17 protein-coding genes and 1 pseudogene are annotated in these 23,392 nt (G+C 60.9%); 6 read left to right on the forward strand and 12 right to left on the reverse strand.

Annotated elements, in window-relative coordinates; all coding sequences use genetic code 11:
* Nucleotides 1–72: 72 nt before the first annotated feature.
* The 5 genes from colR (at nt 73) to AO064_RS21375 (ending at nt 3,844) form a co-directional block, all read left to right on the forward strand.
* Nucleotides 73–756, forward strand: a complete 684-nt coding sequence (gene colR, locus AO064_RS21355) for a two-component system response regulator ColR (protein ID WP_003175870.1) — start codon at nt 73–75, stop codon at nt 754–756.
* Nucleotides 746–2,026: a sensor histidine kinase gene (locus AO064_RS21360; RefSeq protein WP_015885676.1), complete on the forward strand. Its 1,281-nt coding sequence runs from the start codon at nt 746–748 to the stop codon at nt 2,024–2,026. Before colR ends, AO064_RS21360 begins: the two co-directional genes overlap by 11 nt.
* A gap of 189 nt (nt 2,027–2,215) precedes the next feature.
* Entirely contained in the window at nt 2,216–2,896 is a 681-nt protein-coding gene (locus AO064_RS21365; protein ID WP_064054583.1) for a class I SAM-dependent methyltransferase, read from the forward strand.
* Between the two features lie 4 nt (nt 2,897–2,900).
* A complete protein-coding gene (locus tag AO064_RS21370; RefSeq protein ID WP_015885674.1) occupies nt 2,901–3,620 on the forward strand; it encodes a lipopolysaccharide kinase InaA family protein in 720 nt (239 codons plus the stop codon).
* Nucleotides 3,617–3,844, forward strand: a complete 228-nt coding sequence (locus AO064_RS21375) for a hypothetical protein (RefSeq protein WP_015885673.1) — start codon at nt 3,617–3,619, stop codon at nt 3,842–3,844. The genes AO064_RS21370 and AO064_RS21375 overlap by 4 nt, the downstream gene beginning before the upstream one ends.
* A 60-nt stretch (nt 3,845–3,904) precedes the next feature.
* Here the strand turns inward: AO064_RS21375 and AO064_RS21380 are convergent, their stop codons facing one another.
* From AO064_RS21380 to AO064_RS21410, 7 genes are all read right to left on the reverse strand, one after another.
* A complete protein-coding gene (locus AO064_RS21380) occupies nt 3,905–6,931 on the reverse strand; it encodes a multidrug efflux RND transporter permease subunit (RefSeq protein WP_064054584.1) in 3,027 nt (1,008 codons plus the stop codon).
* 3 nt (nt 6,932–6,934) lie between these two features.
* A complete protein-coding gene (locus tag AO064_RS21385) occupies nt 6,935–8,065 on the reverse strand; it encodes an efflux RND transporter periplasmic adaptor subunit (protein WP_064054585.1) in 1,131 nt (376 codons plus the stop codon).
* A 168-nt stretch (nt 8,066–8,233) separates the two neighbouring features.
* On the reverse strand, nt 8,234–11,293 hold the full coding sequence (locus AO064_RS21390; protein WP_064054586.1) for a multidrug efflux RND transporter permease subunit: 3,060 nt from the start codon (nt 11,291–11,293) through the stop codon (nt 8,234–8,236).
* Nucleotides 11,290–12,447 (reverse strand): efflux RND transporter periplasmic adaptor subunit, encoded by a 1,158-nt coding sequence (locus AO064_RS21395; protein ID WP_064054587.1) that lies wholly within the window; start codon nt 12,445–12,447, stop codon nt 11,290–11,292. The genes AO064_RS21390 and AO064_RS21395 overlap by 4 nt, the downstream gene beginning before the upstream one ends.
* Nucleotides 12,448–12,710: 263 nt before the next feature.
* The gene (locus AO064_RS21400; protein WP_064054620.1) at nt 12,711–13,808 is read right to left on the reverse strand and encodes a DUF1513 domain-containing protein; all 1,098 of its coding nucleotides are present in this window, start codon (nt 13,806–13,808) and stop codon (nt 12,711–12,713) included.
* 2 nt (nt 13,809–13,810) lie between these two features.
* On the reverse strand, nt 13,811–14,875 hold the full coding sequence (locus tag AO064_RS21405) for an imelysin family protein (protein WP_064054588.1): 1,065 nt from the start codon (nt 14,873–14,875) through the stop codon (nt 13,811–13,813).
* A 31-nt stretch (nt 14,876–14,906) separates the two neighbouring features.
* Nucleotides 14,907–16,334 (reverse strand): di-heme oxidoreductase family protein, encoded by a 1,428-nt coding sequence (locus tag AO064_RS21410; protein ID WP_064054589.1) that lies wholly within the window; start codon nt 16,332–16,334, stop codon nt 14,907–14,909.
* A 139-nt stretch (nt 16,335–16,473) separates the two neighbouring features.
* Between AO064_RS21410 and AO064_RS21415 the strand changes: the two genes are divergently transcribed.
* Nucleotides 16,474–17,037 carry an NAD(P)H nitroreductase gene (locus tag AO064_RS21415; protein ID WP_064054590.1) on the forward strand — a complete coding sequence of 188 codons (564 nt, stop codon included), beginning with the start codon at nt 16,474–16,476 and terminating at the stop codon, nt 17,035–17,037.
* Between the two features lie 124 nt (nt 17,038–17,161).
* Here AO064_RS21415 and AO064_RS31880 read toward each other — a convergent pair whose 3' ends face one another.
* The 5 genes and pseudogenes from AO064_RS31880 to AO064_RS21435 all read right to left on the reverse strand — a co-directional run bounded on the left by AO064_RS31880 (nt 17,162) and on the right by AO064_RS21435 (nt 23,305).
* Entirely contained in the window at nt 17,162–17,917 is a 756-nt protein-coding gene (locus AO064_RS31880) for a methyl-accepting chemotaxis protein (protein ID WP_375232523.1), read from the reverse strand.
* Nucleotides 17,918–18,019: 102 nt separating this feature from the next.
* Nucleotides 18,020–19,324 (reverse strand): annotated as a pseudogene (locus tag AO064_RS31885) (methyl-accepting chemotaxis protein); the annotation flags it as partial.
* Between the two features lie 114 nt (nt 19,325–19,438).
* On the reverse strand, nt 19,439–19,840 hold the full coding sequence (locus AO064_RS21425; RefSeq protein WP_015885663.1) for a YbaN family protein: 402 nt from the start codon (nt 19,838–19,840) through the stop codon (nt 19,439–19,441).
* Between the two features lie 148 nt (nt 19,841–19,988).
* Nucleotides 19,989–20,597 carry a biliverdin-producing heme oxygenase gene (locus AO064_RS21430; protein ID WP_064054592.1) on the reverse strand — a complete coding sequence of 203 codons (609 nt, stop codon included), beginning with the start codon at nt 20,595–20,597 and terminating at the stop codon, nt 19,989–19,991.
* A gap of 137 nt (nt 20,598–20,734) precedes the next feature.
* Nucleotides 20,735–23,305, reverse strand: coding sequence for a TonB-dependent receptor (locus AO064_RS21435; protein WP_064054593.1), 2,571 nt, complete (start codon nt 23,303–23,305; stop codon nt 20,735–20,737).
* Nucleotides 23,306–23,392: the final 87 nt, after the last annotated feature.

Below are 23,392 nucleotides of genomic sequence, written 5' to 3' on the forward strand. Positions count from 1 at the left end.
TATCCCTGAGCCCCACTTGGCCTTAAGCTGCGCGAGCCAACACGGCCGTTACCGCGTACGGAGACACTGCCCATGCGAATTTTATTGGTTGAAGACAACCGCGATATCCTCGCCAACCTGGCGGATTACCTGGGGTTGAAGGGCTATACCGTGGACTGTGCGCAGGACGGTTTGTCAGGCCTGCACCTGGCCGCCACCGAGCATTACGACCTGATCGTGCTCGACATCATGCTGCCCGGCATCGACGGCTACACCCTGTGCAAGCGCCTGCGTGAAGACGCCCGCCGTGACACGCCGGTGATCATGCTCACCGCCCGCGACCAACTCGACGACCGGCTGCAGGGCTTCAAGTCCGGTGCCGATGACTACCTGCTCAAGCCGTTTGCCCTGTCGGAACTGGCCGCGCGTATCGAAGCCGTGCTGCGCCGTGCCCAGGGCGGCGGTCGCCGCGCCCTGCAGGTGGGTGACCTGAGCTACGACCTCGACACCCTGGAAGTCACCCGCGAGGGGCGCCTGCTCAAGCTCAACCCGGTCGGCCTGAAACTGCTGGCGGTACTGATGCAGAAAAGCCCGCACGTGCTGCGCCGCGAAATTCTCGAAGAAGCCCTGTGGGGCGATGACTGCCCGGACAGCGACAGCCTGCGCAGCCACGTTCATCAATTGCGCCAAGTGATCGATAAGCCGTTCGCCAAACCGTTGCTGCAAACAGTGCACGGCGTGGGTTATCGCCTGGCCGAGGGTCGTGATGGAGTTTAAGCAAAGCCTTTCCCAACGGATCATCATCGCCTTTGCCTTGATGAGTGCGTTGGTGGCGGGCGCCTTTGCCATGGGCATCGTGGCGACTGTGCACTTGGTCGAAGAAAAGTTGATCTCGGCGGGCCTGGGCGGTGACTTGCAGCGTCTGCTGCTGATGGACACGGTCGAGGACTGGCGGCACCGGCCCGAGCCGGACCAACTGTTTTACTTCAGCGGTGGGCCTGGCGACTTTGAGTTGCCCAAGGATTTGCGGCACCTTGAGCCCGGGTTCCATGAAGTATTCCGCGAGACGCTGTCGTACCACGCCATGGTCGAAGTCATTGACGGCAGGCGCTACGTGCTGCTGCAGGATCAAAGCGATTTCGAAGAACGCGAGCGGGTGCTGTTTGCGGTCGTGCTGGTGGGCTTCGTCCTCAGCCTGGCGCTGGCAGTGTTCCTGGGTTGGGTGCTGGCGCGCAAAGTGATGGCACCGGTCGTGCGTCTGGCCCGCCAGGTACGTCACCGTGACCAGTTGCTGGGCCTGGCACCGCCCCTGGCGCCGGACTACGCGGCGGATGAAGTGGGTGAGCTGGCCGTGGCCTTTGATGCCACGCTGGGAAGGCTGCGTCAGGCGCTGTCCCGCGAGCAGATGTTTACCAGCGATGTAAGCCACGAATTGCGCACGCCGTTGATGGTATTGGCCAGCTCCTGCGAACTGTTGCTGGAAAACCCGGCCATCGATCAGCGTGGGCGTAACCAGGTACAGCGTATCGCCCGGGCGTGTGAAGAGATGCGTGAGCTGGTGCAAACCTTCCTGATGCTTGCCCGCGCCGAACACGACAATGCGTCGATGTCGCCACAGGTGACGTTGCCGCAGGTCGCCGATGACTTACTCGGCATCTGGCGTGAACAAATCGAGCGTAAAGGCCTGGAACTGATCTACCAGCCGGGTAACCCCCTGGACACGCGCTACAACACCACCTTCCTGCATGCGGTAATGGGCAACCTGTTACGCAACGCCTTGCACTACACCGAACACGGCTTTATCCGCCTCACGTTGGAGCCGAGCGGTTTTGTGGTGGAAGACTCCGGAGTGGGCATTCCGGAAGACAAGCGCGAAGCGATGTTCGAGCCCTTCGTGCGCGGCAACGAGAAACGCGGTGAAGGCTTGGGCTTGGGCTTGTCGCTGGTCCAGCGGATCTGCGAAAACCAGGGCTGGAGCGTCAGCCTCAGCACCATGGAGCCCAACGGCTGCCGCTTTCATGTGCAATTGAGTCAGGTCAACGCCTGACTCCACCCCTCCTGCCGCAATCCTGCCAGAGATCCCCGCTATTCGGCGAAGATGGCCCCATGCCATTGCTTGTGTCTGTAAAGTCTTGAAATGTATGGGATTGGACAGGACAAGTTTTTCACAACTGGTTGACCTGTTGATCACAGTTCACTGCTTAAGGTTGTAGGCATCAGTAACTGGAGATCAGTGATGTCTACCCCGATCAAACTCGAATTTTCCGAAAAGTACGACGACGAGCACGCGCAGAATTATTTGCTCAAGCATCAGGACAATCTGGCTCGCCGGCTGTCCCACAAACGCGACGAGCAATTAGCGCGCGGTGCGCTGGCCATGGCCGGTGAGCCGGGGTTGGTGCTGGACCTGCCATGCGGGGCCGGGCGGTTCTGGCCGTTGCTGGCGGAGAAGCCCAACCGTGTGATTATCGGTGCCGACAATTCAGAGTCGATGTTGAAGGTCGCCACAATCGCCCAACCGGCGGACGTGGTGAAACGGGTACGCCCCTTGCAGACATCTGCCTTTGATATCGATTTGCCAGATAACTCGGTCGACAGCATCTTCTGCATGCGCCTGATGCACCATATTGGTGATCCGGCTCACAGGCTAGCGATACTGCGGGAATTTCAGCGTGTTACCCGCGACAGCGTCATCATTTCGCTTTGGGTGGATGGCAATTTCAAGGCCTGGAAACGCAAGCGCGCCGAAGTAAAACGTCGCAACAAGGGTGAGCAGGAAGGTTACCAAAACCGGTTTGTGTTACCGGCTGCTACTGTTGAAGCAGAATTTGAGGAAGCGGGTTTCCGTGTCCAGGAGTCCCTGGACTTCATACCGCTCTACGCCATGTGGCGAGTCTATGTATTGCGCAAGAGGTAACAGGATGGCAGTTGAGTGCGTAGCGGGCAGTCACGTAGCTCCCGAAGAGCGATTCGATTATTTCTGGCGCCAGCAGGGCGAGTGGGTCGAGGAGCCTAACCGTCGGCGTGGCGGTGAAAGTGGCGTGCAACGGGTCATGGGCCCCAATGGACGCTTGCTCTACAGCAAACGCCAGACTGGGCATATCTACCGCAGCTGGTTGCACCCGTTCGGCCGCCCCACGGTGTTGCGTGAGCGCGATGCCATCAAGGGCCTGCGCCTGTTGGATGTGCGAGTGCCGGAGATGGTGTTTTGCGAGGCGCGCCGCGACCCCGAGCACCAATGGAAGGCGTTATTGGTTACCGCCTCTCTCGACGGTTTCGACGAAATCGAAAACTGGTACGCCGCCGGTGGCCGCGAACAGTACGGCGAGTTGGTTCACGAGCGTCTGCTCAAGGAATTGGCCGGGACCCTGGCGCGTATGCACAAGGGCCGCTGGCAGCATGGCTGCCTGTACATCAAGCATATTTTCGTGCGGGTGACGGGCGAAGGTGACTCGGCCAACGTGGAAGTGGCGCTGCTGGATTTCGAGAAATGCCGCCAGCGTTTGACCGCTTATCGGGCGGCCTCCCATGACATGCTGCAATTGCGCCGCCATTCGTCGTGGAACGATACCGACTGGAAGAAACTCAGCTATTTTTATGAGACGGCGTTTGGCAGCGCTATCAAGGGTTTAACCAGATGAAGCTAGAAATAGCACGAGGTTTGTTCCTGGTCGGGGCGCTGGGCGTTGCAGCCTTGGCGCTGGCGGCGTGGGAACAGCCCCGCACACAGGTGCTCAGTGCAACGCAGGGTGGCGGGCAATGCCTGTTGCCGCGCGTCGCCAAGACCAGTGTGGCGGTCAAGCCTGATCATGAGTTGTTGCTGTTCATGTTTGGAATGTCTCAAGGGATGAGGCCGCAGAGTTGAAACGATTCAAACCCCCGAAAAAGGGCCTTGCGATGCGAGGCCCTTTTTTTTGCCTGCAGGTCAGGCCTTATCCGGTTTGGCCAGCAAGGTATACACGCAAGGCAGGACAAACAATGTAAACAGCGTGCCGATCGACATCCCTGTCGCAATCACCATACCGATATCAAACCGGCTGACCGCGCCCGCACCCGTGGCGAAAATCAGCGGCACCATGCCGAACACCATCGCCGCGGTGGTCATCAACACCGGTCGCAGGCGAATCGCTGCCGCTTCTTCCACCGCCTGGCGTGGCGTCAGGCCCTTGTCTTTGCGCAGTTGGTTGGCGAACTCCACGATCAGGATCCCGTGCTTACTGATCAAACCGATCAGCGTCACCAAACCGACCTGGGTGTAGATGTTCATGCTCGACCAACCCAGGAACAGCGGAATCAGCGCCCCGCAGATCGACAACGGCACCGTCACCAGAATCACCAACGGGTCACGGAAACTCTCGAACTGCGCCGCCAGCACCAGGAAGATAATCGCCAGGGCCAGGCCAAAGGTGACCCACAGCGCCGTGCCTTCCTGGATAAATTGCCGGGACGCGCCGCTGTAGTCGAACGCATATCCGGGCGGGGTTTCTTCAAGGGCTATCTGGCGCACGGTGTCGATGGCCTCGCCCATGCTGACGATGGGAAACCCCGAGATCAGCGCCGAGTTGAGTTGCTGGAACTGGTTCAGCTGCCGGGGGCGGGCGCGGTCCGTCAACGTGATCAGGGTCGAGAGTGGCAGCAACTCGCCCTGGGCGTTTTTCACGTAGTAGTTGTTCAGCCAGTCGGGGTTGTCGCGGTAGGCACGCTCGACCTGGGCAATCACTTTGTAGCTGCGTCCATCCAGGGTGAACCGGTTGATTTCCGCCTCCGCGAGCAACGTCGCCAGGGTGCCGCCGAGGTCCTGCATCGACACGCCCATCTGCGCCGCCTTGGCACGGTCGATATCCACCACCACTTCGGGTTTGTCGAATGCCAGGTCGATATCGACAAAGGCAAACTTGCCCGACGCCATCGCGCGCTTTTTCACCCGGTTGGCCACATCGAGCAACGACTCATAGTCGTTGGCCGTGTTGATCACAAAGCCGAACGGCAAGCCTTCGCCCGTGCCCGGCAAAGAGGGCAGGTTGAAGCCGAACACTTGCAGGCCGGGAATCTGCTCGAGGCGCTTTTGTACCTCGGGCAGGATTTGCATCTGGGTGCGGTCGCGCTCGTTCCACGGCTTGAGCAGAAAACCGCCGATGCCCGATTGCACACCGTTGAAGCCGTTGATCTGGAACGACGAGTAGTACTCCGGGAACTCCTTGAAGATTTTGATGAACTCGTCTGTGTAGGTGTTGAGGTAGTCCAGGTTAGTCGGCTGCGGCGCGCTGGCCATCATGAAGATAATGCCTTGGTCTTCGTCAGGCGCCAGTTGCGACTGGGTGAACTTGAGGAACACCGGGATCAGGCACAGCACGATCAACGCAAACACGATCACCACCGGCCGCGTGTTCAACGTGCCGTGCAGCATGCTCTGGTAGCGGCGCTTGAGGCTGTCGAAGATCCGGTCGAGGCGGTGAGCCAGGCCCGAAGGGTTTTCATCGTGACGCAACAACAGCGCGCACATCATCGGCGACAGCGTCAGGGCGACGATGCCGGAAATGATCACTGCACCGGCGAGGGTGAGGGCGAATTCCTTGAACAGCGCACCCGTGAGCCCTTCGAGAAAGCCAATCGGCGCATACACCGCCGCCAGGGTGACGGTCATCGACACCACCGGCAGCGCGATTTCCCGTGCACCTTCCAGCGCTGCATCCAGAGGCGTCTTGCCGTCTTCGATATGCCGGTGGATGTTTTCCACCACCACGATGGCATCGTCCACCACCAGGCCGATGGCCAGGACCATCGCCAGCAGGGTCAGCAGGTTGATCGAATAGCCCATCAACTGCATGAAAAACAGCACGCCGATCATCGACAGCGGGATCGTGATGACCGGGATCACCACCGACCGCAGGGCACCGAGGAACAGGAACACCACCACAATCACGATCAGTACCGCTTCAAACAGCGTCTTGACGACTTCGTTGATGGACGCCTGGATAAACAGCGTGGCGTCGTAGGCGATTTCGGCCTTGAGGGTGGGCGGCAGCTGGGATTCCAGCTCCGGCATGATCTTGCGCACTTCCTTGATCACATCCAACGGGTTGGCGCTGGGCGTGGCCTTGATACCGATGTACACCGACGGCGTGCCGCCAAATGAGCTGATGGCGTTGTAGTTTTCCGCGCCCATTTCAACCCGGGCCACGTCCCGCAGCAGCACACGGCTGTCGCCGTCGGTTTTCACCGTGATCGCGCCAAATGCGTCGGCGGACTTGAGGTCGGTGTTCGCGTTGATACTGGTGACCACGAACTCGCCCTTCACCTCGCCGGCGGCGGACAGGAAGTTGTAGCGGCGCACGGCGTCGGTGATGTCGCTGGCGCTGAGGCCGAAACCGGCGAGTTTCACCGGGTCGAGCCAGATGCGCATGGCGAATACCTGGTTGCCGAGGATCTCCGCTTCGGCCATGCCGGGCAGGGTGGCGAGCTTGGGCTGGATCACCCGAGACAGGTAGTCGGTGATCTGCGGATTGCTCAGTTGCCCGCTGGAGAAGCTGATGTACATCAGCGCCGAGGCGTCGGCGGCTTCTTTGCTCAGCACCGGGTCCTCGGCATCCTGGGGCAGCTTGTTCTTGACCTCGTTGGCCTTGGCCAGCAATTCGGTAAACAGGCGGTCGCTGTTGGCGCCGATGCGCGCGTAGATCGAGATCACCGAGAAGTTCTGGCGACTCACCGAGGTCATGTAGTCGATGCCTTCGGCGCTGGCCAGGCTTTGTTGCAGGGGTTGGGTGATATAGCCCTGGATGGTCTCGGCGTTCGCACCGGGGTAGGCGGTGGTCACCGTGATCAGGGCGTTCTCCATGCTTGGATACTGGCGCAGCGGCAGCTTGCTGTAAGCCTGGAAACCCAGCAGCACGATCAGCAGGCTGACCACCATGGCCAGCACGGGCCGGCGAATAAAGACGTCGGTGAACTTCATGGCTCAGTGCCCTGCCGGCAGGTTTTTGTCCGGGCTGATGGCAATAGGCGTGCCGTTGTCCAGCTTCAGCTGGCCGGCGCTGACCACCTGCTCGCCGGCTTTCAGGCCCTTGCTCACCAGCACCAGGCCGCCGCGCCGCTCACCGGTCTCGACGAACCGCCGTTCGGCGATCAGCAGCGGCTTGCCATCGGCATCCTTTTCCACCTCGCCGCCCTCGGTTTTTTTCTCGGCCACGGCGTACACCGAGTTGCCGTAGAGGGTGTAGGTAATCGCGCTTTCCGGCACCACGATCTGCGCGGCGGGATTGGGCAGCAGCACGTCCAGGCTGGTGAACATGCCGGGCAGCAGCTTGCCCTCCGGGTTGGCCAGGGTGGCGCGCACCAGCACATTGCGCGTGCTGTTCTCGACCTTGGGGTTGATCGCACTGACGCTGCCGGGGAATGGTTCGCCCGGGTAAGCCGAGACGCTGACCTGCACGGCCTGCCCAAGGGCGACTTTGGGCACGGCGTGCTCGGGGATATAGAAGTCGACGTAGAGGCTGCTGATGTCCTGCAAAGTGGCGATCACCGTGCCGCTGGCCAGGTAGTCGCCTACGTCCACTTGGCGAATGCCGATGGTGCCGCTGAATGGCGCGACGATGTGCTTTTTCGCCAACGACGCCTTGAGCTGATTGACCGTGGCCTTGTTCTTTTGCAGTTGCGCGGAGAGGCGGTCGAACTCGCCTTTGGAGATGGCTTGGCTGCCGACCAGTTGACTGCCGCGACCGTAGTCCAGCTGGGCCAGGCCGAGGTCGGCCTGGGCGGTTTCCAGCAGGGCGCTTTCCACTGCGCTGTCGAGTTGCACCAGCGGCTGTCCGGCCTTGACCTTCTGCCCGGACGCGAACTGCACATCCTTGACTGTGCCGGCAACCTCCAGGCTCAGGTTGACCCCTTGCAAGGCTTTGAGCGTGCCCACCGAGGGCAGGCGCAGTTGCCAGGGCTGCTCGGTCGCCGTGGCGACGGCCACACTCACCGGCGGCTTGGGTTTGGAGAAGACCTGGATTTGCTGATAGATGGAAAAGGCTTTATAGCCCGCCAGCAGCAGGACAATTAACAGGACAACACCCAACATGATCAGCAGGCGACGGCGCAGCATATTCCGGTTCCTTGGAAAAACTGGGGCAGACGAAGACAGGCACATCCGGAACATACTCCGAGTGTCGGAGGTATTCCAGCGGGTAAGTTTTACCGTCGGTGGCAGGCTGGAACTCACCGATTGTCAGTTATAAAAGGTGAGAAAGGGCTGTCAGCCCTTTCCAGTGAATCAGTGCGGGGATGTGCTGCCAACCGTTCGAGCCGCTGGGTCGGCTTTGGTCAATGCCGCGTACACCGATGGCAGGACGAACAAGGTAAATAATGTCCCGATCGACATGCCGGTGGCGATCACCAGGCCAATATCAAATCGGCTGACGGCGCCTGCGCCGCTGGACAAAATCAGCGGGATCACCCCCAGCACGGTCGCCAGGGTGGTCATCAGAATAGGTCGCAGACGGATTGCTGCTGCCTCCTCGACGGCGGCGCGCGGTGACAGGCCCCGTTCCTTGCGCAGTTGGTTAGCAAATTCGACGATGAGGATTCCGTGCTTACTGATCAGGCCTATTAACGTGACCAAACCGATTTGCGTATAGATGTTCAGGGTGGACCAACCCAGGAACAGCGCGATCAACGCCCCGGCTATCGACAGTGGCACCGTCACCAGTATCACCAAGGAATCGCGCAGGCTTTCGAACTGTGCGGCCAATACCAGGCCGATGATCGCCAGCGCCAGGCCGAAGGTGCCCCACAGCGCGTTCCCCTCCTGAACAAACTGGCGGGTAGCATTGCTGTAATCGAAGGTGTAACCCGGTGGCGCCTCTTCTTGGGCGATTGCTTGCAGGGTTTCGAGCGCATGACTCATGCCGACAATCGGAAATCCTGAAACGATGACTGAATTGAGCTGTTGGAACTGATTCAACTGCCGTGGTCGCACCTGTTGGCTGGATACTTTGATTAATGTCGAAAGGGGAAGCAATTGACCGTCGGCGTTTTTGACTGCGTAGTGGCTCAGCCATTGCGGATTGTCTCGGTAGGTGCGCTCGACCTGGGCAATCACCTTGTAGAGGTGGCCATCAATGCTGAATCGGTTGATTTCCGTTTCAGCCAGCAGGGTCGCCAGGGTCAGGCTCAGCTCTTCCATGGATACCCCCATTTGCGCGGCTTTGGTCCGGTCGATGTCGATCACCACTTCGGGGCGGTCGAACGCCAGGTCGATATCCACGTAGGCAAATTTTCCTGAGTCTATTGCACGTTGCTTGATGCGTTCGGCCACGCTCATCATCGACTCATAGTCTTGCTGGGAACTGAGCACGAAGCCGAAGGGCAGGCCCTCACCCCCTCCTGGCAGGGACGGCAGGTTAAACGCGAAGACCTGCAGGCCGGGGATACGGTCCAGTTTTTCGCGCAGGGGGGCAAGTACCTGCATCTGTGTGCGGTCACGCTCTTTCCAGGGTTTGAGTAGAAACCCACCGACACCTGAATGAACACCGTCCAGGCCGTTGATCTGGAACGAAGCCTGGTATTCGGGCAGCGTCTTGAACGGCTCGATAAATGCCTGGGTATACGTATTCAGGTAGGCCAGGTTGGTCGGTTGCGGCGCACTGGAAAGGATGAATATCAGGCCCTTGTCCTCATCGGGTGCCAGTTCCGAAAGGGTGAACATGAGCATTACGGGAATCAGGCCGAGTACGACCAGGGCAAACACCAAGACCACCGACTGCGCTTTCATGATCTGATGCAGGCGTTGCTGATAGCTTTTTCTCAACGCATTAAAGAAGCGGTCCAGGATCAGGAACAGGCCCTTGGGCTGTTCTTCGGGGCGTAGCAGCACCGCGCACATCATCGGCGACAGGGTCAGCGCGACGATACCGGAAATCACCACGGCACCGGCGAGCGTCAGGGCGAACTCCTTGAACAAGGCGCCCGTAAGGCCTTGCAGGAAACCGATAGGGGTATACACCGCAGCCAGTGTGATGGTCATGGACAGCACCGGCACACATATCTCTCTCGCACCCCGGATAGCCGCTTCAAGAGGGGATTTACCCCTTTCGATGTGCCGGTGAATGTTTTCCATCACCACGATGGCGTCATCGACGACCAGGCCGATCGCCAGAACCATGGCCAGCAGGGTCAGAACGTTGATGGAGTACCCCATCACTTGCATGAAAAACAGCGTGCCAATCAGTGACAGCGGAATAGTGACGACTGGAATTAGCGCTGAGCGCAGCGAACCCAGGAACAAAAAAACCACCAACACCACGATCACGATGGCCTCCACCAGGCTGGACAGCACCTGGTCGATAGAGGCGTTGATGTACAGCGTCGAGTCGTAGGCGATGTCCACGTCCAGGCCAGGTGGGATCTGCGATTGCAGCTGCGGCAGCAATTCGCGAACGTGCTTGGCCAACTCCAGGGGGTTGGCGTCGGGGGCCGGTTTGATGCTGATGTAGAGTGCAGGAATGCCATTGAACGTACTGAAACTGTCGTAGTTCTGTGAACCCAATTCCACGCGTGCCACGTCACCCAGGCGCACCTGGCTGTCGCCCTTGGTTTTCAGGGGGATCGCATTAAACCCCTCTACCGAATGGAGTTCGGTGTTGGTCTGGATGCTGGTGACGACATATTCACCCGTTACATCACCTGCGGTGGGCTGCACGTTGTAGCGCTTGATCGCCTGCGTCACCTCACTGGCGCTCAAACCAAAACCAGCGAGTTTTATAGGGTCCAGCCACAGGCGCATGGCAAAGCTCTGGTTGCCGATGATCTGCGCTTCGGCCATGCCCGGCAGGGTCACCAGCCGAGGTTGAATCACACGACTCAGGTAGTCAGTGATCTGGGCGTTGTTCATGGTTTCGCTGGAAAAGCTCAGGTACATCAACGCGGTATTGTCAGCTGCGACCTTGCTCAGTATCGGGTCGTCAATCTCGCGCGGTAACTGGTTCCTGACTTCATTGGTCTTGGCCAGCAGCTCCGTGAACAAGCGGTCGCTGTCGGCGCCGACTCGCCCGTAGATCGAGATGATCGAGATGTTCTGGCGACTGGAAGACTTCATGTAATCGATGCCTTGCGCGCTGGCCAGGCTCTTCTGCAACGGTTGGGTGATGTAGCTTTGAACACTCTCGGCACTTGAGCCTGGAGAGACCGTGGTCACCGTGATCAGCGCACTTTCCATCTGTGGGAACTGGCGCAACGGCAATTTTCCGTACGCCTGCCAGCCCAGCAACACAATTAACAGACTCACCACCAGCGCAAGTACGGGGCGGCGAATGAACAGGTCGGTGATCGTCATTCTTGGTTTTCCCGATAGGTCGCCTGGGGCAGGTCATCCGGTTGATTCCTGTCGATGCTGATATGCACCGGCGTACCGTGCACCAGCTTGTTCTGACCAGCAGTGACGACTTGTTCACCCTTGTGCAGGCCCTTGTCGACCACGACAAGGCCATCGCGTCGCTCGCTGCTTTGGATCAAGCGCCGCTCGGCGATCAGCACCGGCGTGCCGTCTTCCTGCAGCCCATGCTCCTGGGTGTCATCGGGGGGGGGCACAACGTACACGTATTGCCCGTAGGGGCTGAACGTGATCGCGCTTTCCGCAACCACCGTGTGCAATTGCGGGTCGGCCAGCTGTATCCGCAGGTCAGCGAACATGCCTGGCAGCACATTTTTGGGCGGGTCTGCCAGGGTCGCCCGCACCAATACATTTCGCGTGCTGTCATCAACAATCGGGTTGATGGCGCTGACGCTGGCGAGGCTGAAAACACCGGGGCGCGCAGAGACTTCAACCTGAACCGACTGGCCGATCGTGATCAATTGGGCGGCTTGCTCGGGGACATGGAAATCAACGTAAAGACTGCTGGTGTCCTGCAGGCTGGCGATCACCGTACCGCTTTGCAGGAAGTCACCCAGATCCACTTGGCGAATACCGATGATGCCGCTGAAAGGGGCGACGATAGATTTCTTTTTCAGTGCTTCGCTGCGTTGCGCAACGAGGGCATTGTGCCGCGTGAGCTCTGCACTCAGTCGATCGTACTCACCTCGGGAAATGGCGTTGATCGTCACCAGCTCCTTGCCGCGTTCGAAATTCTGCCGGGCCAAACGTTGGTCGGCCCGTGCCATGTCCAACTCGGCCTGTTCGGTCTGGTGCTCAAGTTGCAGCAACGGTTGGCCTGCATCGACCCTTTGCCCTGACTCGAAGTGCAGCTGGGTGACCACGCCGGGAACTTCGATACTTAAATTGATACCTTGCAATGCCTTGAACGTGCCAGCTGCCGGCAACTGGCGCTGCCAGCGCTTTTCGAATGCGTTGGAGACCGCGACGCTCACGGGCGGCTTTGGCGCATGCAGGATTTGCAGCTGTTGGTAAACCCAAAACGCCTTGTAGCTGGCAAGCATCAGTACGACTAACAGGACGATACTGAGCATGGTAAGCATCCGACGGCCCGGCATAGCTGATTCCTTGTAGTGAGGCGAGTGAGGTGTTGCATGAAGGACGCGCAGGCAGGACCATCCGACGACACGCTGAGCGCCGAAGTTTTCACGAGAAAGGCGGGGGCAATAAGCAGTAAATTCGCGAGTTTCTGTAGGAATACAGATCTCTAAATGAAAGGTGTTTTCATATTTGTTGTAGGAAAAATGCGGAGTGTTGCTGAGGGAGGGGCATGCGCCAGGGCGTCAGCCCAGGCGCTAAGGCGCTGAAGAGAGTCCCGGCGTTAGATCAGATGCAGATGGTTATCCCAGAGCCCCGCCGGCAGCTCCAACGGTTTTGCAAGCAGTGGGTTCTGGCGGCAGTCGTAGAACCGGCAACGCCCTTGTCCCGACGTCACGACAAACCCATCGTCTACGGCACCGACACCGGCACAGTCGGGCAGCGGCCCATCAAGCCGCAGTTCGCCGCTGTCCATGTCCCAGATGAAGAAGCGGTTGCCACGCGGTGCGGTCAACGCCACCAGGCGCAGCTCGCTGTGCACTGCAACGCTGGCGGTGTAGTGCCCCATGGCCTGCAGCTGTTCATCGGCCACCGGGAATGCCACGAAGGGCTGCCCTGGACGCTTGATCGCCAACAACTCGGAGCGTTCCTGGGACGGCCCCATGAACTGCTGCCCGGTGAGAATGGTGCCGTCGCGGGCGATCCCCATATGGCGCACGCTGTTCATCTGCTGGCCGAGGGTTTCCTTGCTGATCAGCGTACCGTCACGCTGCATCAGCACCAGGCTCGGTTCCATGGCGTTGAGGTTCATCTCCACGCGGCTTTCGGCTTCAGTGCGAATGCCGCCGTTGGCCACCACCAGGGTTTCGCCGTCGGGCATCCACGACACCTGGTGCGGACCGATACCGTGGGTGGAGATTTCGCCAGTGTGCACCAGCCGTTCGCCTTCGAACCTGTACACGCCGAGCAGGCCACGGCCAGGGTCGGACGTATCGTTTTCGGTGGCGTACAGCCAGTCGCCGCTCTTGTGAATGACCGCGTGGCCATAGAAGTGGCGGTTGGCCTTCGAGGTGATGGTTTGCAGCAACGCGCCATCCCGCAGGTCGATCAGGTAACTCTCGGTGCCCGGGCGACGGGCGACAAACAGCGCAATCGGCAACGTCGGGTGGTTGATGATGTCGTGGCAGCGCTGGCCGACCTGGGTGGCAAACACCGGCTTGCCGTCCAGGCGATAGCCCACGGCGTAGTGCTTGCCGTCCGCATCATCCCGCGCCGAGAGCAGCAGCGGGCCCTTGTCTTTACTTTTGAACAGCGTCCAGCCACCCAACGTGAGTGCGCTGAGCAGCACGCTGCCAACGGCCAAAGCCTGTCGCCTGAGCATCATCAGTCACCGTCGTTGGCATTGAAGCCCAGTTGGATGCCCAGCGCCTTGGCCAATTCGCCTTCGTGCAGGCGGTGGACGACGTTGAGGCTGTCATAGATATCGTTGAGCTGCTGGCGCCCGGCATCGTCGGCCAGCAGCTCGTTGAGGGTGCGCGGGTTGCTGTCGAACAGTTTCAGGGACGCGGCGTAGGCGGCGTCGATCTTGTCGGCCAACGGTTTCTGCTCGGACGGCAGCAGGCCGCGCAGGCCTTTGTTGTCGACGCCGACCCACACGGTCTGGGCCGCCGCGAGGCTGGCTTGCAGGCTTTGCAGGGACGACTGGCTACGCCACGCATCGGCCTGGAAAGGCTGCGGGATACCCTTGGTCTGGCGGCCCATCGGCGTGCCGAGCTTTTTCTTCAGGGTGTCCAGTGCGGTCACTTGGACGCGCAGCAGATCGGCAATGGCTTCGTGGGAATCGGCGTAGCGCTGGTTCGGGAACTTGGTCATCTGCGCGAGCATGCCGTCGGTGCTGTTCCAGCTGGCCAGGATCTCTTCGGCGAGCGCCTTCTGGCGATCACCGATGGCCACCAGCAATGGGCAGTAACGGGCCTTTTGGGCGTCGTCGGCGATATCGGTCTTGGCGTCGTAGAGGATGTATTCGTAGGCCGACAGACCTTGCACCACCACGCTGGACTTGGCCAGGGCGGCACCGTCGATCTGCGGCTGGCTGGCGACCAGTTGCTCGACCTGGCGGCCGACCAGGTTTTTCTTGTCCGGCCAGAATTGCACCTGCCACGCACGGTTGCCTTCAGCCAGCGGGCCGATCAACAGCGGTTGCAGCTCGGCCCAGGCCTTTTGTGCGTGGAGGAAGTCGGCACGCGCGGTGTCCAGGCTCTCTTTACCCTGGCAGTAGGCCAGGGCGCTGACGGCCAGTTGACGGTCGGCTTCAACCCAGCGGCTGTAGGTGGGCAGAATCACTTGCTTGGCGATGGCCGCCGAGGTCACGGCTTGCGGGTCTTGCGGCGAGCAGGCACCGAGGGCGAGGGCGGCAAGGCTGGTGAACAACAACTTGGGACGGAACATGTCGAGCTCCCTTCTGTAATTGGGGCGAAGCTTATAAAGAATTCAGGAACGCCAGCAACGCAGCGCGCTGCTCGGCATTAAAAGACAACACATGCTGCTGCGCCGCTTGTGCTTCGCCGCCGTGCCACAGCACGGCTTCCAGCAGGTTGCGAGCGCGGCCGTCATGCAGGAACTGGGTGTGGCCACTCACGGTTTGCGTCAAGCCGATACCCCACAACGGCGGCGTGCGCCAGTCGCGGCCGCCGGCCTTGAATTCGCTGCGGTTGTCGGCGAGGCCATCGCCCATGTCGTGCAACAACAGGTCGCTGTAGGGGCGGATCACTTGGTTGGCCAGCTCAGGTTCGGCGGCGTTGGCGGCCGTGGTGAACGCGGGCGTGTGGCAACCCTGGCAGCCAGCTTGATAGAACAGGTTTTTACCGGCCAGCACCTGTGGCGTGTTGACGCCTCGGCGCGCCGGTACGGCCAGGTTACGGGTATAGAACAGCACCAGGCGCAGGATATTGTCGCTGACCTCCGGCTCGCCGTCGGGGCCATTGCCGTTAGGGGCTTGTTTGCAGGCGACTTGGGCATCGGTGCAGTCATCGAACGGTCTCAGGGAAGTCGTGAGGCCCATATCACCAGAGAACGCGTGAACATTTTGTTGATTGAGGTTGGGTTGCCCGGCTTTCCAGCCAAAACGCCCGAGCACGGTTTTTTGCTGGGCGTCGTCCCAGACCCAATTGGCGCGGCCGACGATGGCTTCCTTGTCGGCGGTCTTCGGGTCGGTGTTGCGCAGGATATCGGCGTCGCTGATGGCTTCGAGCAGGCCCAGGCCGATCATCGGCGGGGCGATGCGCGCGGAGAAGCGTGTGTCCGGATGCATCGGGCCGTAGCCGAGTTGGGTGATTTGCAGGTCCGGCTTGCGTAACTCGACCACGGTGCCGTCCTTGAACGTCACGTTGACCGGTGTGTAGTCCATGCGCACCTTGCCTTCGGGCACTACGCCCGGCACCGCCATGTCCTGCAGTTGCCCGCCGTAGACCGGCTCGGGCACTACGCCGATCTGTTCGATGAGTTTGGCGTAGGGCGCAGCGTCCGGAATCGACAGGCGCACCAGCATTGACACCGCATTGGGTGCGTCGGGCAATGGCGGATGCCCACGGCCGTCCTTGATATGGCAGTTCTGGCAGGCGTTGGTGTTGAACAGCGGGCCCAGGCCATCACGCGCCGTGGTGGTGGACGGGGCGATCACCCACGGGCTGCGAAAGAAGCTGTTGCCGACGCTGAAGTCCAGGCGCCGCGTGGGCGACAGGTTCGCCGAGGGCAAGGAAAACGCGTTCTGGTCGCGCTTGTTCACCGTCGCAGCGCCGCCCGCCCGTGATTCACCCGGCTCGGCCTTGGTAAACCTGGGCGCGTCATCGCAGGCAGTCAGGCTCAAGGCCAGCAACCCCGCGGACAGGCGAAAAAGCGAACGGAACATCGGGTTTCCTGAGTGAAGGCGCAAAATAGGGGCGCAAAGTCTAACAGGGCGGGGCGCAATGAATAAGAGCAATTATCGTTTGGTGGTATCCGATTCATTCCCGCTAGAATGACCGCACATTTTTTTCTGGAGGTGGCCAATGCAGGCTCTCGACGCTTTGCTCAACCGTGTTTCCGTGCCGCGCCTGCTGGAACCGGCACCGACCCAGGAGCAGCGCGACGTGCTGTTTGCCGCCGCCATGCGTGCACCCGACCACGGCCAGCTGCGCCCTTGGCGTTTCCTGACGGTTGAAGGGGCTGCCCGTGAGCAAATGGGTACGCTGCTGGCCGAGGCTGCGCGCCTGCAAGACGCGGACGCACCGCAAGCCGCCATCGACAAGGCCCAGAACGGCCCGCTGCGTGCGCCGCTGGTGGTGGTGGTGATTGCCCGTTTGCAGGAACACTTCAAGGTGCCCAAGTCCGAACAACGGCTGGCCGCCGCCTGCGCGGCCCACGGCATCCTGCTGGCCGCGTATGCCCAGGGGATTGGTGCGGTGTGGCGCACCGGCGAACTGTCCTACTCGGCCCACGTCGCTAAAGGCCTGGGGCTGACGGAGGATGAGGAAGTGATTGGCTTCCTCTATTTGGGTACGCCGCAAAACCCGCCGCGCACGGCGGCTAAGGAAGACCTGACGCAGTTTGTCAGTGCCTGGACGGGTCTCTAAGCCTGCAGCGATCTAAATGTGGGAGGGGGCTTGCCCCCTATAGCGGTGTGTCAGCTACAGATAAGTAGACTGATACTCTGCCATCGGGAGCAAGCCCCCTCCCACATTGCTCCTTTGGTGTTATTTAAACCTTGAACTGATCCATGAGTTTCATCTGCTGGCTGGCCAAGGCATTGAGTTGGCTGCTGATGGCCGCCGACTCAGTCGCCTGCCCGGTCAGGGTTTCGGTCACGGTGCGGATCGCCGAGACATTGCGGTTGACCTCTTCGGCCACCGCGCTTTGTTGTTCGGCGGCGCTGGCGATCTGCAGGTTCATGTCGCTGATCACGGTGACAGCATCGCTGATCTTGCCCAGGGCCTGCACCGCTTGGTGGATCTGCCCCGCATTGCTCTGGGCCTGGCTTTGGCTCGAATGCATGGTGGCCACCACGCCACGGGTGCCGCTCTGGATGCGTTCGATCACCAGGCGGATTTCCTCCACCGAATCCTGGGTGCGCTTGGCCAGGTTGCGCACTTCGTCGGCCACCACCGCAAACCCACGGCCACTTTCCCCGGCGCGCGCCGCTTCGATGGCGGCGTTGAGGGCCAGCAGGTTGGTCTGCTCGGCAATGCTGCGGATCACTTCCAGCACTGAGCCGATCTGCTCGCTGTTGACCGCCAGGGCTTCGACTTCCGTCACCGCCTTGCTGACTTCCTCGGCCAGGGTCGTGATATCCCGTGTGCTCCGTTCAATGATTTGCATGCCTTCGCGTGCCGATTGATCGGCACCGCGTGCCGCGTTGGCAGCATTCGAGGCGCTGTTGGCGACGTCGTGGGCGGTGGCGCTCATTTCATTGGACGCGGTGGCCACCTGGTCGATTTCACGGAACTGCACCTGCATGCCTTCACTGGTCTGGCGCGCGATGGCGGAAGACTGGTCCGCCGTGCCCCGGGCTTCGGTGATGCTCTGCTTGATCTGGGCGATGGTCGGTTGCAGCTTGTCGAGGAAGCGGTTGAACCAGTTCACCAGTTCACCCAGTTCATCCTTTTTGGCATAGGCCAGGCGTTGGGTGAGGTCGCCTTCGCCGCTGGCGATGTCCTTGAGCATGGCCGCCACGCCGTTGATCGGGCGGGTCACGCCGGTGGCGGTCAGCCAGATCAGCAGCAGGCCCAGCAGGCCGGCGGCAGCGGCCACCAGCAGTGCCTTGAGGGTGCCGGCCGCCTGGGCTTTATCGAGTACCCCTTGCAACGCGACGTTATCGGCCAGCATCACGGCTTTTGGCAGCTTGATCACCACGCCCCAGGATTTGGCGTCGGCGATCGGCTTGACCGGGTACACGGCGCGAATGGTGCCGTCTTGTTCGCGGATCATGCGGTTGTCACTGGCCAGCAGTTGCACGATTTCCTTGCCTTCGGCGCCGAGGGTGTCGATCAGGTTCTTGCCGACCTTCGCCGGCTCGCCGCTGTAGGCGGCAATCAAACCGGTGCTGGAGAGAATCTCCAGGTGTGCTGCGCCGTTGAACAGGTCCTTCTGTGCAGCGTCGGCGGTTGCTTGCAGGGCGGTGAGGGCGATGTCGACACCGACGACGCCGATGAGTTTGCCCTCCACGATCAGCGGCGAGGCGATGGTGGTCATCAATACCTTTTTGCCGGCCACCGTGTCTTCATACGGGTCCAGCAGGCAGGTATTGCGGGTGTCCCGTGGGCAGGTGTACCAGATGTTGTAGGGCGTACCGTTGAGGGTGAGGGTGGTCTTGTTCAGGTCTTCTTCGACCATGATGGTGTTCACGCCTTCGCCGCCGGCACGGCTCCAGTAGCTGGAGAAGCGCCCTTTTTCGTTGGAGACGCGCGCCTTGTCATCGACGAATTCGCTGTCCTTGCCGTCGAGGCCGTTGGGTTCGAATGACAGCCAGAAACCCAGCACTTTGCTGTTGCGATCAAACGTGGTTTTCAAGCTCTGGTTGATTTCTTCGCGCAGCGCGCCGGCTTCCAGGCCACGCTTGCTGGCCATGATGCGCAAATCCTTGATTTGGTCGGCCAGTGCGGTCAGCGCCATCAGGCTGTCACCGAAGGTTTTCTGCAACTGCACCGCCTGTTCGGCCGCCCTGGCTTGCAGCAGTTGTTCGACGCTGGCAGTGAGCATGCGCGAGCTTGAGTCGCTGACCAACCGATCATTCTGGGTGGTGTTGTAGATATTGATGCTGACGACCAGCGCGATCACCCCCAACAGGCAAAGACCGGACAGCAGCACAATTTTCAAGCGGATGGAGAGGGTGTTGAACATAGGTTCACTCACGAATGGACTCATGGGTATGCAAGCACCAGAGCCACGTCCATTCAGCGCTATGTCTGAAACATCGGCGTCATAAATCAATACATGAGAGGCAGGCGATGAACGGCGCGCAAGCGCCTGTACGCGCCGTTATACGGGCTGTGCGAGCCGTTCGGGGCGTGACCAGATCCACAGGTTGCCCAGGCTCATCCCGGCAATCGCCAGGTAGATCGGCCAGCCGTGGTCGAGCATCACCAGCATCAGCGTGGCGCAGAGCAGCATGCTCACGGTGGCGCTGACCTTGGCCCGCCGGGCGATGATCTTGCCGTTGCGCCAGTTGGACAGGATCGGCCCGAACAGCCGATGGTTTTCCAGCCAGGCGCTGAGGCGCGGCGAGCTTTTGGTGGCGGCCCAGGCGGCCAGCAGGATGAATTCGGTGGTGGGCAAACCCGGTATGACAATCGCCACCAACCCGATGCCCAGGCTGACGTAGGCCAGCAGGCCGAAGAGGATCCGGGCGATTTTCGAGGTGGATGGGGTTTTGCGGGTCATGGTTTATTTGTAACGTCGCGAAGTGAGCGCCAACTGTGGGAGGGGGCTTGCCCCCGATGGCAGTAGTTCAGTCACTGTAGAGGGTGACTGGTACTCAGCTATCGGGGGCAAGCCCCCTCCCACAGTTGATGGCATTTCAATCTGGAGGTCAGGCCAATTCAGGGGCGCTAGCGTACGCCTGTTCCAGCAATACGGTGAAGCGTACAAACGCGTCGATCGCGCCTTTTTCCACAGCAGCTTCTTCTTCGGCGGTGAATGGCAGGGCGTCGAGGGTGCGCGTGAAGCTTTTCCAGCCTTCGGCACGACCACCGGCCGGCTCACCCAGGTGGCGGGCACCGAAGGTTTCACTCAGGCCCAGGCCCACGGCGCGCTTGATCAGGAACGCGGCGCCCAGCTTGGAACCTTCTGACACAAACAGCCAGCCCAGGGCTTCGGCCTTGCTCGGGTTTTTCACGGCGCCGGCGACCGGTGCAGGCACGTCGGTGTCCAGGTCGCCCAGGTCCAGCTTGGCGGCTTCGGCGCGGCAGCGCTCGGCCAGGTCCGGCACGATATTGATCAGTTCGGCATCGTTGTACAGGGCCACCAGTTCCGATTGGAACAGGTATTGCGCCACCACGAAACGGGCGAAGTTGGCTTGGGTTTCAAACGGGGCATGAGCCTTCACCAGTGCGTCGAGCTTGGTGTGTGGCGCGTGGGTGATCTGGTTCAGGCGCTGGGAGCGCAGGCTTGGGCGTTCAGCGGTAGGGGAAGCGGTCATGAAAAAAGTCCTTGAGAAGGGAAGCGCCTGGGTGCCCGAAAGAGAGCTGTTATCAACTAGACGAACAAGAAGACGCGGCACAGTAAAAAATCCTCACCCCGGCGCTGAATAATTACGCCGGGGCGAGGCGGGTTTCATCAGATGTCCCAGATCACGTTGATCGCAAAGTTGCGACCTGGCTGGGTCAGGCGGTCGAGGTTGGCCGGGGAGGTCACACCGGCTTCGCCGACGCCGTCGTAGCTGCGCACGTCGTCCCAGTTCCAGTACTTCTTGTCGGTCAGGTTGTAGAGGCCGCCGTTGACGGTCACGTCGTGGGTGACCTTGTAGAAACCGGTCAGGTCGACGATGCCGAAGCCTGGGGTCTTGAACGGGGCACTGGTGGTGTTGCCGTCGGGCGAGAAGAACGTATTTTTGTCGACGCGGTTCTGTTTCTTGACCAGGGTCCAACTGACCAGGGCGCCATATTGCTCCTGGTCATAACCCAGGCCGAACACGCCCTTGAGTGGGTTGACACTGTTGAGCGGCTGGCCGGTTTCGTCGTTACGGCCGTAGGCGTAGGCCACGGCGCCCTGTGTATACAGACCCTGTGGCGCGCCGAAGGCGTCCAGGTTCATGCGGCCCTTGGCTTCAATGCCCTTGATGGTGGCGCGTTTGATGTTGAAGGGTTGGAAGATCGTGCCGGTCGGACTTACCGAGGTGTTGTCCTCGTCGATGAAGTCCTTGTACTTGTTGTAGAACACCGCGACATCGAAGTTGCCCGCGTCGAAGTTGCCGCGAATCCCGGTCTCGATGCCTTTGCTGGTTTCCGGCTTAAGGTCCGGGTTGGGCTCGACCACGTAACCTTGCTGGAGGTTTTCAAAGCGACCGTACAACGCCTTGGCCGACGGCGTGCGGAAGCCTTCGGCGTATTGGCCGAACCAGGTGTAGTGATCGGTCAGCGCGTAGGTCAGGCCGAATTTCGGCGAGACCCGGTGCCAGGTCTTGGTGCTGTCGTCGTGGGGATAAATGCGGGTCGGGTCGGTGGCGTTGAGGAAGTCCTCGGTCAGCTTGGGCTTGAGCTGGGTGTAGTCGTAGCGAACGCTGGGCAGGAAGGTCCAGTTGTTCCAGGCGATCTGGTCCTGGGCAAACAGCGAGTAGGTGTTGATGGTCGGGTCCGGGAAGTCGCTGGCCTTGCGCACGCTGTCACCGGCCGAGGGGCTGGGTGCGCCGATGGCCGTGCAACCACTGCCGACGGCCAGGCAGGTGGCGGCGCCTTCGCGCGAACCGGTGACTTTCTGCTGCTTGAGGGTGGTGCCGTACGTGACGTGGTGATCGGTTTCGCCGAGGCTGAACGCCTTGTCCAGCTGTGCGTCGAACACCCATTGCCGTTCTTGGTACAAGGTCTCGCGGGTACGCAATACGCGGCGACTTGGCTGGTAGATTTCGGCCGTCGTCTGGTCGGTCTTGGCAATCTGGTAGTTGAGGCTGGTCTTGATGCGGTCGGCAATCGGCGACTCGAGGGCTATGCTGTTTTCCAGGCCGAAGCGTTCACGGGTAATGGTGTCGTTGCCGGTACGGGCACGGTACCAGTTCGAGACGAAGGGGCCGGCGTTGAACGGGCCGCCCACGGCGTTCTTGAGGTTGGTGTCGCGATCATCCTTGTACTTTTCATACGTCAGGCCCAGGCGGTTGTCATCGCCGTAGTTCCAACCGAGCTTGGCCAGGATATTGGTCGTACGTGCGTCTTCCGGGTTGGCGCCGGTGCGGGCCAGGCCGGTGGCGTTGTTGCCGTCGTAGGACTCCATCTCGTGGCCATTGCGCTGGCTCAGGTGCAGCAAGCCGTCGACGTCCTGCACACGGCCGGCGACGGTGCCGGAGGTCAGCCAGCTTTCGTCGGCGGAGCTGTAGCCGGTCTTCAGGCGCGCGCCGACGTCCTGGCCGGGCTTGATGATGTCGTCCGGATCGAGGGTGAAGTAACTCACCGCGCCACCAATCGCGCTGCTGCCGTACAGGGCCGACGCCGGGCCGCGCAGGATCTCCACGCGCTTGACGATTTCCGGGTCGACGTAGTTGCGACGGGTCTTGGCGTAGGGGCCGTTGAAGAAGTTGTCCGGCACTTCCACGCCGTCCACCTGGGTGAGGATGCGGTCGCCGTCGATGCCGCGAATGTTGAAGCCGGCGTTACCGGCACGGGTGCCGGCGCCGCCGACTGAAACGCCAGGCTCGTAGCGCACCAGCTCGCGAATGGTGTTGACGTTCTGGCGGTCCAGCGCTTCGCGTTCATGCACGCTGACGGTGCTCGGCACGCTGCTCACATCCTGCTCGTTACGGGTGGCGCTGATGGTCACCTGTTGCAGGTTGAGGGCGCCGCCCGCTGCGCGCTTTTCCAGGACGATGCTGTTGCTGCCCAGTTTGCGGTAGCTCAGGTTGGTCCCCACCAACAGCCGGTCCAGGGCTTTTTCCGGCGACAACGGGCCGCTTACGCCAGGTGACGATACACCCTGGCCCAGTTCCGCCGGCAGGCCGACTTGCCAGCCGGTCACGGCGGTAAAGGCGTTCAGTGCCGAAACCAGCGGCTGCTGCTCGATGCTGAAGGTGTAATTGCCGTGGCTGCGCGGTGCAGGTTCGGCGGCGGTGGCGGTCATCACTGGCGCGGCGGCCAGCAGGATGGCTGCCGTCAGCAAGGACAGGACGGGCGAAGAGGACCGGCGGTTGAAACAAGAGGACATCGAGAGCGCTCCGGGGTACGAGTCTTATAGTTGCGAACTGAGACAAATAGGAATCAGTTGCATTGGCTAAGACGAGACGTACCACCG

This window comes from Pseudomonas marginalis, from assembly GCF_001645105.1.
GTDB lineage: Bacteria > Pseudomonadota > Gammaproteobacteria > Pseudomonadales > Pseudomonadaceae > Aquipseudomonas > Aquipseudomonas petroselini.

Bases quoted from the DNA above. Each gene is read 5' to 3' on its own strand.
- colR (WP_003175870.1), top strand. From the start codon at position 73: ATGCGAATTTTATTGGTTGAAGACAACCGCGATATCCTCGCCAACCTG.
- AO064_RS21360 (WP_015885676.1), top strand. From the start codon at position 746: ATGGAGTTTAAGCAAAGCCTTTCCCAACGGATCATCATCGCCTTTGCC.
- AO064_RS21365 (WP_064054583.1), top strand. From the start codon at position 2,216: ATGTCTACCCCGATCAAACTCGAATTTTCCGAAAAGTACGACGACGAG.
- AO064_RS21370 (WP_015885674.1), top strand. From the start codon at position 2,901: ATGGCAGTTGAGTGCGTAGCGGGCAGTCACGTAGCTCCCGAAGAGCGA.
- AO064_RS21375 (WP_015885673.1), top strand. From the start codon at position 3,617: ATGAAGCTAGAAATAGCACGAGGTTTGTTCCTGGTCGGGGCGCTGGGC.
- AO064_RS21380 (WP_064054584.1), bottom strand. From the start codon at position 6,931: ATGAAGTTCACCGACGTCTTTATTCGCCGGCCCGTGCTGGCCATGGTG.
- AO064_RS21385 (WP_064054585.1), bottom strand. From the start codon at position 8,065: ATGCTGCGCCGTCGCCTGCTGATCATGTTGGGTGTTGTCCTGTTAATT.
- AO064_RS21390 (WP_064054586.1), bottom strand. From the start codon at position 11,293: ATGACGATCACCGACCTGTTCATTCGCCGCCCCGTACTTGCGCTGGTG.
- AO064_RS21395 (WP_064054587.1), bottom strand. From the start codon at position 12,447: ATGCCGGGCCGTCGGATGCTTACCATGCTCAGTATCGTCCTGTTAGTC.
- AO064_RS21400 (WP_064054620.1), bottom strand. From the start codon at position 13,808: ATGCTCAGGCGACAGGCTTTGGCCGTTGGCAGCGTGCTGCTCAGCGCA.
- AO064_RS21405 (WP_064054588.1), bottom strand. From the start codon at position 14,875: ATGTTCCGTCCCAAGTTGTTGTTCACCAGCCTTGCCGCCCTCGCCCTC.
- AO064_RS21410 (WP_064054589.1), bottom strand. From the start codon at position 16,334: ATGTTCCGTTCGCTTTTTCGCCTGTCCGCGGGGTTGCTGGCCTTGAGC.
- AO064_RS21415 (WP_064054590.1), top strand. From the start codon at position 16,474: ATGCAGGCTCTCGACGCTTTGCTCAACCGTGTTTCCGTGCCGCGCCTG.
- AO064_RS31880 (WP_375232523.1), bottom strand. From the start codon at position 17,917: ATGCAGGTGCAGTTCCGTGAAATCGACCAGGTGGCCACCGCGTCCAAT.
- AO064_RS21425 (WP_015885663.1), bottom strand. From the start codon at position 19,840: ATGACCCGCAAAACCCCATCCACCTCGAAAATCGCCCGGATCCTCTTC.
- AO064_RS21430 (WP_064054592.1), bottom strand. From the start codon at position 20,597: ATGACCGCTTCCCCTACCGCTGAACGCCCAAGCCTGCGCTCCCAGCGC.
- AO064_RS21435 (WP_064054593.1), bottom strand. From the start codon at position 23,305: ATGTCCTCTTGTTTCAACCGCCGGTCCTCTTCGCCCGTCCTGTCCTTG.